At 74.6% G+C, this 11,916-nt stretch carries 9 protein-coding genes; 1 reads left to right on the plus strand and 8 read right to left on the minus strand.

Annotation, left to right across the window (positions count from 1 at the left end):
* Positions 1 to 262: 262 nt before the first annotated feature.
* The 8 genes from H9657_RS19485 to rsmI all read right to left on the minus strand — a co-directional run bounded on the left by H9657_RS19485 (position 263) and on the right by rsmI (position 9,778).
* Positions 263 to 1,546 carry a transglycosylase family protein gene (locus H9657_RS19485; RefSeq protein ID WP_191779991.1) on the minus strand — a complete coding sequence of 428 codons (1,284 nt, stop codon included), beginning with the start codon at positions 1,544 to 1,546 and terminating at the stop codon, positions 263 to 265.
* 258 nt (positions 1,547 to 1,804) lie between these two features.
* Entirely contained in the window at positions 1,805 to 3,001 is a 1,197-nt protein-coding gene (locus H9657_RS02370) for an aggregation-promoting factor C-terminal-like domain-containing protein (protein WP_191779993.1), read from the minus strand.
* 150 nt (positions 3,002 to 3,151) lie between these two features.
* Positions 3,152 to 4,093, minus strand: coding sequence for a TatD family hydrolase (locus tag H9657_RS02375; protein WP_191779995.1), 942 nt, complete (start codon positions 4,091 to 4,093; stop codon positions 3,152 to 3,154).
* Positions 4,094 to 4,096: 3 nt separating this feature from the next.
* Complete coding sequence (gene metG / locus H9657_RS02380) at positions 4,097 to 5,884, minus strand: methionine--tRNA ligase (protein WP_191779997.1); 1,788 nt, start codon at positions 5,882 to 5,884, stop codon at positions 4,097 to 4,099.
* Between the two features lie 9 nt (positions 5,885 to 5,893).
* Positions 5,894 to 7,042 carry a PH domain-containing protein gene (locus H9657_RS02385; protein ID WP_318241233.1) on the minus strand — a complete coding sequence of 383 codons (1,149 nt, stop codon included), beginning with the start codon at positions 7,040 to 7,042 and terminating at the stop codon, positions 5,894 to 5,896.
* Between the two features lie 52 nt (positions 7,043 to 7,094).
* Positions 7,095 to 7,262 (minus strand): hypothetical protein, encoded by a 168-nt coding sequence (locus H9657_RS02390; RefSeq protein ID WP_208198006.1) that lies wholly within the window; start codon positions 7,260 to 7,262, stop codon positions 7,095 to 7,097.
* 164 nt (positions 7,263 to 7,426) lie between these two features.
* Positions 7,427 to 8,680 carry a PQQ-dependent sugar dehydrogenase gene (locus H9657_RS02395; RefSeq protein WP_318241234.1) on the minus strand — a complete coding sequence of 418 codons (1,254 nt, stop codon included), beginning with the start codon at positions 8,678 to 8,680 and terminating at the stop codon, positions 7,427 to 7,429.
* 183 nt (positions 8,681 to 8,863) lie between these two features.
* Entirely contained in the window at positions 8,864 to 9,778 is a 915-nt protein-coding gene (gene rsmI / locus H9657_RS02400) for a 16S rRNA (cytidine(1402)-2'-O)-methyltransferase (protein ID WP_404813136.1), read from the minus strand.
* 214 nt (positions 9,779 to 9,992) lie between these two features.
* On the opposite strand from rsmI, the gene H9657_RS02405 reads away from it, so the two are divergent.
* Positions 9,993 to 11,855: a dolichyl-phosphate-mannose--protein mannosyltransferase gene (locus H9657_RS02405; protein ID WP_191779999.1), complete on the plus strand. Its 1,863-nt coding sequence runs from the start codon at positions 9,993 to 9,995 to the stop codon at positions 11,853 to 11,855.
* Positions 11,856 to 11,916: the final 61 nt, after the last annotated feature.

The raw sequence follows: 11,916 nt of genomic DNA on the forward strand, positions 1-11,916 counted from the left end.
CCCAAGGGAGGGGCTGGATTGCTCTCTCACACCCCAAGGGAGGGGCTGGATTGCTCTCTCACACCCCAAGGGAGGGGCTGGATTGCTCTCTCACACCCCAAGGGAGGGGCTGGATTGCTCTCTCACACCCCAAGGGAGGGGCTGGATTGCTCTCTCACACCCCAAGGGAGGGGTTGGATTGCTCTCTCACACCCCACAAGGGAGGGGCTGGATTGCTCTCTCAGCCCAAGGAGGGCTGGATTGCTCTCTCGCGAGGGTGGGGTCAGCCGAAGAGGTTCTTGCCGCAGTGCGGCCACTGCCCGGCGCCCGAGCGGTTGTAGAGCATCTTCGCGCGGGCGGTCTGCTCGTCGGCGGAGGCCTGCGACGGGAGACCCGCGCCGCCGACGGCCTGCCACGTGGCGACCGAGAACTGGTACAGCCCGTGGTACTTGCCGGTGGACGACACGGCGTCGGGGCGGCCGCCGGACTCGCACCTGGCCAGCGCGGCCCAGTTGAGCGAGTCCGCGCTGCCGCCGGCCGCGATGGGTCCGGCGGCGGCGGACGAGCCGGACGACGAGCGGGCCGACGACGCGGCGGGCGCGGGCGCCGGGGCGACGGGACGCGCCTTGGTGCCGACCTTGACGATCTCCTCGACAGGCGCCTGCGTGATGCCGTCGCTGACGGGCTCCCGCGTCTCCTCGACGCCGTCGACCGTGGTGACGCGCTCGACGACCGTGCGCACGCCGGGCACGCCGGCCTGCGCGACGACCTTCTGACCGGTGAAGCGGCTCGCGTCGTCCTCGGTGCGCGACGTGAACGGCACCTCCGACGTCGTTGCGACGTCCTGCACCACGACGCGCTGCACGACCACCTGGACGACCCCGTTGCCGCTGCGCTGCACCTGCACGCGGTCCAGCGGCTGCAGCACGACCGCGAGCTGGTCGAGCACCTCACCGACGGTGGCGTCGGCCTCGGGGACGTCGAGCACGGTCCCGTCGACCAGCACCTCGGCGCGGCCGTTCAGCGCGAGGTCGAGCGGCAGCTCGGCGCGGTCGGCGGAGCGCGACGCGACGAGCGCGACCGAGCCGGCGCGGTCGGCGAGCGTGTCGAGCGCCTCGTCGGCGCTGAGCGCGGTGGTCCAGACGACCTGGCGGTTGCCGTCGATCGTCACGACGAGGGCGGTCGCGTGCCGCACGACGATCTCGGCGCCGTCGGCCAGCGCGCCCTGGTGGGACACGCTGTCGCGGTCGCCGACCTCGACGTCCTGGTCGGCGAGCAGCCCGTCGACCGAGCCGGCGAACGTGCTGACGCGCGTGACCTCGCCGTCGACGTCGAGCGCGACGGTCTTGTGGGCCTGCGCGACGGCGCTGCCGCCGGCGGCGACGACGAGCACGGCGGTGCCCGCGGCGACGAGCGGCCAGCGGCGGCGCGAGGCGCCTGCCGCGGGACCCGGCTCCGGTCCGGAGTCAGGCTGAGGGGCCGTGGCGGACGATGCCGCCGACGACGTCGGACCGGTGTGGCGGGTAAAGAACTGCACGAGGCTCCAGCCGTCGTCGAGACCGGGCACAGGGAGAGGCGGGACGCTCCGCGGCGACGAGCGCCCGGACGTCCGCCACGGAGGGATCCCCGATCCGGCGGTCGCGGTGGCCGTGGGACGGCCGACCGTGCGTCACCTGAACGACCGGGCTCTCACCCGTTCGTGCAATAGCGACACGCGACCGTAACGGATTCTCGGCGACAGTTCCAACCCCTGCGCGCGGAGACGAAGGTCACAGCACGGACGGCGCGTCGCACGCGACGCGTCGTCCGGGGACGAACGTGGAGGTCAGTACCAGTTCTTGGCCTGCGAGTGCGCCCACGCGCCGCAGGGAGTCCCGTACCGACCGGCGATGTAGTTCAGCCCCCAGGTGATCTGGGTCGCCGGGTTCGTCCGCCAGTCGTCGGCCACCGACGCCATCTTCGAGCCCGGCAGCGACTGCGGGATGCCGTAGGCGCCCGACGACTTGTTCTCGGCGTTCCAGCGCCAGCCGCTCTCCTTGTTCCACAGCGAGAGCAGGCACGCGAACTGGTCGTCGCCCCACCCCCGTGCCGCGGCCATCTCCTTGCCCATCGCCTGCGCCGTCCCGGGCTCGACGGCGACCGTGGACGGGTCCGGCAGCTCCGCCGTCCCGACGCGCGTCACCTGGTCGACGGGCGGCACGGTGACGACCGACGCGAGCACGGTGCGCCCCACGACCACGCCACCGACCACGTCGAGCGCGTAGGTCGTCGTGCGCTGCCCCGCGCGCCCGGTCGACTTCACGACGCGGTTGCCCTTGACGAGCGTCGGGTCCTCGATCTCCTGCACCGCGAACGGCACGGCCTCGGTCACGGTCTCACCCGACGTGGCCGCGCGCGTCACCAGGACGACGAGCCCGTCGACGGCCGCGGCGTCGAGCGGCACGGAGACCTGGTCGGCCTCCTCGAGCACGAGCCCGATCTCGCGCAGCGCGTCCCGCACGGTCGAGCCGCTCGTCACGCCGTCGATCACCTGGCCGTCCACCACGAGGTGCACGGTCTTCTGCGTCGAGACCCGCAGCACGTCACGGCCGACGCTCGCCGAGCGCGAGGCCGACAGGCGCACCCCGTCCCGCAGCCCGAGCTCCTCGACCGCCTCGCCCACCGTCAGCGCCGTCGTCCAGACCGTGCGCTCCTGACCGTCGACCTCGACCGCGATCTCGCGGCCGTGCCGGACGACCACCTGCCCGTCGCGCGCCACGGGCTGGTCGAGACCCGGCGCGACCAGGTCACCCTCGGACACCTCGATGCGGCCTGCGGCGAGGACGTCGGCCACCGTGCGACCGAAGGCCTGCACCTGCACCTCACGCCCGTCGACGTCGACGGTGACGTCCTTGTGCATCGCGGCGAAGGCGGTGGTCCCGCCCGCGACGAGCGCGAGCACGACCGCCTGCGCAGCGGTGCGTGCGGCCCGGTCGCGCGCGCGTGCTGCGCGGCGTCCGGGCACCTGGTCGTGACCGGTCACGGTGTCCTTCGGGTCGGCGGGAGGGACGCTGCCCTGAAGTTCTCTTCGGCACCCGCACCCGCGCCCTTGACGGGCGCAGCACGGCTGCCGGGACAGACCGTAACCGACTCGTGACCCCCGCGACCAGCGGGGGGCGCACGCCGCGACGGCTCACCAGTCGCCGTAGACCTCCACCGAGACGGCACTGACCTGCGCACACACCTCGGCGAGCGACCTGCCGGTGGCCTCCGCGACCGTGCGCACCGTCCCCGGTAAGAGGTACGGCGCGTTGGGCCGACCCCGGTGCGGGTGGACCGTCAGGTAGGGCGCGTCGGTCTCGACGAGCACGAGCGAGGCGGGCAGCAGCCGCAGCGCCGCCCGCAGCTCCTCGTTGGCGGGGAACGACACGGGTCCCGCGAAGGAGCAGTACCAGCCCTCGTCGGCGCACACGCGCGCCAGGCCGGTCCCGCCGGAGAAGCAGTGGAACACCGTGCGCTCGGGCGCACCGTCCCGCCGCAGCACGTCGACGACCTCGTCGTGCGCGTCGCGGTCGTGGATCTGCAGCGCCAGGCCGAGCTCCTTGGCGAGCGCGACGTGCGCCCGGAACGCCTCGCGCTGGACCTCCCGGCCCCGGGGCCCGGCGCGGAAGTGGTCCAGCCCCGTCTCCCCGATCGCCCGCACGCGCGGGTTGGCGCGCGCGACGGCGGCGACCGCGGCGAGCGCGTCGTCGAGCGGCACGTCGTGCCGCGGCTGCGGGTCGGGATCGAGCCCGTCCGGTGCGACCTCGCGGACCCCCGCGTGCAGCACGGCCTCGTTGGGGTGGATCGCGACGGCCCCCAGCAGCGCCGGGTGGGCCCGCACGGCCGCATCGGTCCAGGCGACGGCATCGAGGTCGCAGCCGACCTGCACCATGCGGGTCACGCCGACGGCCGCCGCGCGCGCCACGTGCGCGGCGACGTCCGGGGGCGTCGCCGCGGAGTCGTCCACGTCGCCGCCCCAGCCGTCCGCCCGCCAGCCGACCGCCGACTCCAGGTGCGTGTGGTTGTCGACGACGGGCGACGGCAGGGGCTCGGGCGAGGGCGGCCAGCCCGTCTCACGACGCTTGCGGGCCACGGGTCAGGGCTGCCGGAGCCGCTCGAGCTCCTCCTCGACGATGGCGTCGTCGAGCTTGGTGAAGATCGGCGTGGGCTTGTCGACCTTGGTGCCCGGCACGACGGCCTTCGGCTGCCACGTCCCGCGGACCGACGTGTAGTCGCCCGTGATGACGGGGTAGTGCCGGCTGTCGTCGTCGAGGTCGGTGACCTCCTCGATGCGCGGCTGCGGCGAGAACGTCCCCGTGCCGCCCAGCGCCTCGTGGACCTGCTGCGCGGAGTGCGGCAGGAACGGCGCGAGCAGCGTGTTGAGGTCGCTCACGGCCTGCGTCGTGGTGTGCAGCACCGTCGCCAGACGCTCGGGGTCCGTCTTGAGCTTCCAGGGCTCGGTCTCCGAGACGTACCGGTTCGCCTCCGTCACGACGCGCATGGCCTCCTGCAGCGCCTGCCGCTGCCGGTGGGCGCCGACGAGCTCACCGACGCGGCCGAAGGCGGTCGTGATCTCGGCCGTCAGCGCCTCGTCGACGGGCAGCCGGTGCCCCGGTGCGGGGATCTCGCCGAAGTTCTTGTGCACCATGCTCGCCGTGCGGTTGACGAGGTTGCCCCAGCCCGCGACCAGCTCGTCGTTGGTGCGGCGCTTGAACTCCGACCACGTGAAGTCGACGTCCTGCGTCTCCGGGCCCGCGACGGAGATGTAGTACCGCAGCGCGTCGGGCTGGTAGCGCGCGAGCATGTCGCGGACCAGGATGACGACGCCGCGCGACGTCGAGAACTGCTTGCCCTCGACGTTGAGGAACTCGCTCGAGACGACCTCGGTCGGCAGGTTGAGCGCCCCGTACGCACCGGGCTCCCCGCCGCGCGAGCCCTTGCCGTCGTAGCCCAGCAGCTCGGCCGGCCAGATCTGCGAGTGGAACGTGATGTTGTCCTTGCCCATGAAGTAGTACGACAGGGCCTCGGGGTCGTTCCACCACTGCCGCCACGCGTCGGGGTCGCCGCTGCGCCGCGCCCACTCGATCGACGCCGACAGGTACCCGATGACCGCGTCGAACCACACGTACAGGCGCTTGGTCGGGTTCTGCTCCCAGCCGTCGAGCGGCACGGGGATGCCCCAGTCGATGTCCCGCGTCATGGCGCGCGGACGCACGTCGTCGAGCAGGTTCAGCGAGAACTTCAGGACGTTCGGGCGCCACTCGGTGCGCGTGCGCAGCCAGTCCCCGAGCGCGTCGACGAACGCCGGCAGGTCGAGGAAGAAGTGCTCGGACTCCACGAACTTCGGCGTCTCGCCGTTGATCTTGCTCTTCGGGTTGATGAGCTCGATCGCGTCGAGCTGGTTGCCGCAGTTGTCGCACTGGTCGCCGCGCGCGCCGTCGTAGCCGCAGATCGGGCACGTGCCCTCGATGTAGCGGTCGGGCAGCGTGCGGCCCGTCGACGGGCTCACCGCACCCTTCGTCGTCCGCTCGATCATGTAGCCGTTCTTGTGCACCGTGCGGAACATCTCCTGCACCACGGCGTAGTGGTTGCGCGTGGTGGTGCGCGTGAACAGGTCGTACGACAGCCCGAGGGCCGTGAGGTCCTCGGCGATGACCCGGTTGTAGCGGTCCGCGAGCGCCTGGGGGCTGACGCCCTCCTTGTCGGCCTGCACGAGGATCGGCGTGCCGTGCTCGTCGGTGCCCGAGACCATGAGCACGTCGTGGCCCGCCATGCGCATGTACCGGCTGAAGACGTCCGAGGGGATGCCGAAGCCGGCGACGTGACCGATGTGGCGGGGGCCGTTCGCGTAGGGCCAGGCGACGGCCGACAGGATGCGGGACATGCCTCGATCCTAGGTGCGGAGCCCCTCGTCGCCGTCCGGGTTTCCGCGCTCCGGACGCGGCTCGGCCGGCTCCTCGGGCGCCTCGACGTCCTCGCGCCACCTCCGCCGGCCCAGGTCGACGAACCGCGTGGTCCCCTCGGAGACGTCCCACGAGCGCTCGTGGGCCTCCTCCTCGTCGAGGCGCAGGGCCTCCTCGCCGGCGATCGCCTCGGCCTCGATCGACGTGCCGTCCTCCTCCGCCTCCGCGAGCGTGGGCGGCAGCCGGCGGCGGGTCGCGACGTCCTCGTCGGGCGGGACGTCCACGTCGTCGGTCTCGTCGGGCGTGCGCAGGCGCAGCGGCTGGGTGTCGTCCGGCTCGAAGGGGCGCTCGCGCGTCGGCCACACGACGACGGGCTCCGCCCACCGGTCCGGCGGCCCGTCACCGTCACGGCCGCCCGCAGGGACGCGCGGCGACCCGACCTCGCGGGTGCCGCCCGCAGGTGTCGTCGCCGTGGGCGCCTCGGCGACGGCGACGGCACCGGCCTCGCGCGACGGTGCGCGTGCCGGCGGCACCGACGGGGGCGGGCCGTCGGGGCGGCGCAGGCGCCCGCGGCGCGAGGGGCGCGGACCGGCGTCGTCCTCGCCGTCGGACGGCGGCGTCGTGACGGGCGTGAAGATGAGCGCGCACAGGTCGCGGTACGTCGCGTCGGGGCGTGCCACCCACCCGATCTGCCGCAGCGCCTGGTCCTGCCCGGCGGACTCGAGGAGGAACTGGCCGTAGCCGAGCATCTGCCCCAGGACGGACCGCGAGTACCGCATGTCCGTCACCTTCATGAGCGGCATCATGCCGACCTGGTGGGTCACGAGACCGGTCAGCAGGAGCATCCGCTTGTCGGTGGCGACGAACCACTCCACGCGCCACAGCAGCAGGTACCACCCGAACCTCGCGAGCGCCGCGAGCCACAGCCACCACACCACGAGGACGCCGTCGCCCACGGTCGGCTCCAGCACGTACGTCAGCCAGCCGCAGACCGCGAACACCGCGGCGGCGACCAGCGCCGGCTCGAGCAGCTTGGCCCAGTGCCGCCGGGTCGCCAGGACGACGCGCTCACCGGGCAGCACGTACCGGCGCAGCAGCCGGTGGGACATGACGATGCGCGTCGCGTGGTCGGTCGTCACGTGGTCACCTCCCGCCCGTCGTCGTGCCGCGACGGCCCCGCGGCTCGGCCCGTCAGTCCGCCAGGTTGCTGAAGAACCGCGCGAAGCCCGAGAACACGCTGTAGACGAAGTCCCCGATGCCCTCGACCACCGACGCCGCACGGTCGGGGTTCGTGGCCACGGCGTAGATGAGGAAGATCACGACGATCCACATGAGGATGCTCTTGGCCCTCGCCGGCATGTCGGCTCCCGTCGCGCTCGTCGTCACGTGTCGTGCTGCTGATCACCGCCGCCGTCGTCGTCCGGCCGGTCACCGACGAGCCGCGGGCGCGACGGTCGGACGGCGCACACAGTACCGACCCGGACGATCCTCCCGAACCGCACACGCCGGGAGAAGCGCGACTCTCAGTCGGCTCTCACGGTGACGCGCAGGATCCGGTCGTCGCCGGGCACCGGGTCGCCGCGTCCGTCGGTGTTGTTCGTCAGCACCCACAGGGAGCCGTCAGGGGCGACCTCGACCGCCCTCAGGCGACCGTGCTCGCCCGCCAGCAGGGGCTGCGGCGTACCGACCCCCGCGGCGTCGGCGGCGGGGTCGTCGAGCGCCGCGGCCGTCACCGGGCGCAGCGGCACGCGCCACAGCGTGCGGCCGCGCAGGCCCGCGAGGTACACGCCCTCGTCGGTCACCGCGAGCCCTGAGGGCGACGCCTCGGACGTGGCCCACACGGCCACCGGGTCGGCGTACCCCTGCGCAGCGCCGCCCTGCCCCTCGACCGTGGGCCAGCCGTGGTCGGCGCCCGCGCGCAGCACGTTGAGCTCGTCCCACGTGTCCTGGCCGAACTCCGCGGCGAACGCCCGCCCGTCGGGCGCCCAGCCGATGCCCTGCACGTTGCGGTGCCCGCGCGTCCACACGGGCGACGACGGGTCGGGGTTGCCCGGCGCGGGTGCGCCGTCGGCCGTCACGCGCAGCACCTTGCCACCGAGGCTGCCCGGGTCCGGGGCCAGCCGCGTCGTGTAGGTGTCGCCCGTCGTGACGTACAGGTGGCCGTCGGGCCCGAAGGCCAGCCGCCCGCCGTTGTGGTTGGTGCCGTTGGGGATGCCGTCGAGCAGGACGCGCGTGGGCCCGAGCGTCGTGCCGTCGAGCGTCGCGCGCAGGACGCGGTTGTCGTCGCGGGACGTCAGGTACACGGTGACGTCGACGGGCCCCGAGGACCCGGTGCCCGGCACGACGGCCACCCCGAGCAGGCCGCCCTCGCCGCGCGCCACGGTGGCCGCCGCGATCTCGTCGGCACCCGGGCCGGTGACGTCGCTCAGGGACCCGTCGGCCCCGGCGACGACGAGCCGGGCCGCGTCCCGCAGCGTCACCAGCGCGCGTCCGTCCGGCAGGAACGCGAGGCCCCACGGCGCGTCCAGACCCGTCACGACGTCCTGGACCGAGGCCACGGTCACGGTCGGGACGTCCTGCACCGCGGGCGCGGTCGCCGCGTCGGGCGTGGGTGCGGGCGACGTGGCGGACGGCGAGGGCGCTGCCACGGACGTCGGAGCCGCGTCGGGGGTGTCGGGTGAGCAGCCGACCACGAGCAGCCCCAGGCCGAGCACGGGAGCCGCGCGCCCCACCACCGCCCGTCGCCGGGCCCCGCGGCCCCTCCGGTCGTGTCCCACGGCACCACTGTGCCGGTCCGCGCCGCCGACCGCAGCCCCCGGGTCCCCTCCCGTGACGCGTCGTCGCCGAGACCGGCCTCGGTCGTCGTCCGACGCCCGGAGGACGACTCAGGCCGGTCCCGGCGCAGCCGCGTCCCACGGTGCGGACGGGGACGGCGGACGGGGACGCGGCGGCGGGGTGCGTCAGGTGCGGCGCGCCGCCAGGGCTGCTGCGTAGAGGTCGCGCTTGACGACGCCCGTCACCTCGGCGACCTCGGCGACGACGGTCTTGAGCCGCTCCCCCGCGTCCACGCGCGCCAGCACCTCGGGCACCAGGTCGGCCACGTCCCGCGGCCCGTCCGACGGTGCGCCGCCGACGACCAGCACGACCTCGCCCCGCACCTCGCCCGCGTGCGCCCACGCGGCGAGCTCCGCGAGCGGTCCGCGACGGACCTCCTCGTACGTCTTGGTCAGCTCGCGGCACACCGCCCCCGGGCGCTCCGCGCCGAACGCCGCGACCAGGGCGTCGAGGGCCTCGGCCACGCGGTGCGGGGCCTCGAACAGCACCATGGTGCGACGCTCGGACGCGAGCGCGGCCAGCGTCCGGGCACGGTCCCCCGCGCGCCGCGGCAGGAACCCCTCGAAGCAGAAGCGGTCCGTCGGCAGGCCCGACAGCGCGAGCGCCGCCAGGACCGCGCTGGGACCGGGCGCCACCGTGACCGGCAGGCCCGCGGCCACCGCGGCCTGCACGACCCGGAAGCCGGGGTCCGACACCGTCGGCATGCCCGCGTCCGTCACGACGAGCACGGTGCCGCCGTGCGCGACGACGTCGAGCAGGTCGTCCGACCGCCCCGACTCGTTGTGCTCGTGGTGGCTGACGACGCGCCCCGTGATGGTGACGCCCAGCCGCGCGGCCAGCGCGCGCGTGCGTCGTGTGTCCTCGGCGGCGACGACGTCCGCCTCCGCGAGCAGCCGGCGCAGGCGGGCCGACGCGTCCTCGGCGTCACCGATGGGGGTCGCCGCCAGCACGAGCGCTCCCTGGCCCACGCGCAGCGACCGGCCCGGCGGCGCCGTGCCCGGTGCGGGCGCCGCCCCGACGTCACCGGACGGCTCACCCAGGTCGACGGCGGGCTGCGGTACGGGCACCGGGTCGAGGGCGGGCTCGGTCGGGGTCGGCGAGGTCACCGCACCAGCCTGCCACCCCGTCGGCGGCACCCGGCGCGCCCGCCGCCGGACGCCCCCGGACGTCCTGCGACGACGACGCGGGACACGGCGTGCGCGCGTCCGGGTGGCGCCCGGAACGCCCCGGTCCGGGTACCCCTACGATGGGCCGGTGCCGACCGACGGAGACGACACCGAGCGCCAGCCCACCGGGCCGGGGGCTCCCACGCACGCGGGTGCGGACACGCTCCCACCCGCGGCCACCGAGCCGGTCGGGCGCGCGCCCGACGCCGGTGCGCGCACCGCCCCGGACGGGGCCCCCGACGGGCCCGCCGCCGCACCGGACCCCGGTCCCGACGGCCCGGGCCCCGACGGCGTCGACCCCGAGGGTGCCGGTCCCGCGCAGGACACCGAGCCGCAGGAGACCGAGCCGCACGAGCAGCGGCTGCTGCACCGCCTGCTCGGCGCGGGGACGCTGACGCTCGACGCGACGCCGCGCGCACGCCTGCACGGGTGGCTGTGGGCGCTGGGCGTCACGGCGCTCGCCGGGTTCCTGCGGCTGTGGGACCTGGGCCGTCCGCACCGGCTCGTCTTCGACGAGACGTACTACGTCAAGGACGCGTACTCGCTGCTCATGCGCGGCTACGAGGCGACGTGGGGCGACGACCCCAACGCGCGCTTCGAGGCCGGTGACGCGAGCATGCTCGGCACCGACCCCGCGTACGTCGTCCACCCGCCCGTCGGCAAGTGGATGATCGCGCTGGGGATCCGCCTGGGCGGCGGCGTCGAGAGCTCGGCCGCGTGGCGCCTCGCGGCGGCCGTGTGCGGGACGCTCGCGGTCCTGATGATCGCGCGGATCGCGCGGCGGCTGTTCGCGTCGACCGCGCTCGGCACCATCGCGGGCCTGTTCCTCGCGGTCGACGGCCAGGCGATCGTGCACTCGCGCGTGAGCCTGCTGGACCCGTTCCTCATGTTCTTCGCGCTCGCCGCGTTCGGGTGCCTGATCCTCGACCGGGAGCAGGCCCGGCGCCGCCTGGCCGTGCGGGCCGCCGCCGTGCTCGACTCGGGAGGACCGCTCGGCTGGGGCCCGGCCCTGGGGTTCCGCTGGTGGCGCCTGGCCGCGGGCGTCCTGCTGGGCCTGGCGATCGGCACCAAGTGGTCCGGCCTGTACTTCCTCGCCGTCTTCGGCCTGCTCACGGTGCTGTGGGACGCGACCGCACGGCGCACCGCCGGCGTGCGCCCGTGGGTGCGGGCCACGCTCGTCAAGGACGCGGTGGTCGCGTTCCTCGTCATGGTCCCCACGGCCGCCCTGACGTACCTCGCGTCGTGGGCGGGCTGGTTCGCGACGGACAACGGGTGGGACCGGCACTGGGCGGAGAACAACCCCGGCCAGGGCGTGCAGTGGCTGCCGCCCGCGCTGCGCTCCCTGTGGTCCTACCACCAGGGGATGTGGCGCTTCCACAGCGACCTGGACACGCCGCACAGCTACGCGGCGAGCCCGCTCGGCTGGATCGTGCAGTGGCGGCCCACCTCGTACTACTACCCGACGGAGGTCTCGGGCCTCACGGGCGACGCCGCGCAGCAGGCGTGCGGCGCCGACTCCTGCTCGCAGGCCATCGTCGCGGTCGGCAACCCGCTCATCTGGTGGGCCGGCGCGGCGGCGATCCTCGTGGCCCTGTTCTGGCTGGTCCGCTACCGCGACTGGCGCGCCGGCGCGGTCCTGTCCGGCATCGTCGCCGGGTGGCTGCCGTGGTTCGCCTACGCGCACCGCACGATCTTCACGTTCTACACGATCGCCTTCGTGCCGTGGGTCGTGCTGACGCTCGTGTACGTCCTCGGGCTGCTCGTGGGGCCCGCGGTCGAGGACGACGCCCCACCCCGCGACCGGCGGGCGCGCCGGTGGACGGTGGCCGCGGTCGGCGTGTTCGTGGCCCTGGTGGTGGGCGTCGGGCTGTTCTTCTACCCGGTGTGGGCGGGGTTCGTCATCCCGTGGCAGCAGTGGCACATGCGCATGTGGCTGCCTACCTGGGTCTGACGACCGGCCGCGGGGACGCCTGTCTCAGGCGTCCTCGCGGCCGTGGGGGGGGGGGGGGCCC

Source organism: Cellulomonas avistercoris, from assembly GCF_014836445.1.
Taxonomy (GTDB): Bacteria; Actinomycetota; Actinomycetes; order Actinomycetales; family Cellulomonadaceae; genus Cellulomonas; species Cellulomonas avistercoris.

Excerpts from the sequence above, each read along its gene's own strand:
- metG (WP_191779997.1), bottom strand. The coding sequence starts at position 5,884 with ATGTCCCGCATCCTGTCGGCCGTCGCCTGGCCCTACGCGAACGGCCCC.
- H9657_RS02390 (WP_208198006.1), bottom strand. The coding sequence starts at position 7,262 with ATGCCGGCGAGGGCCAAGAGCATCCTCATGTGGATCGTCGTGATCTTC.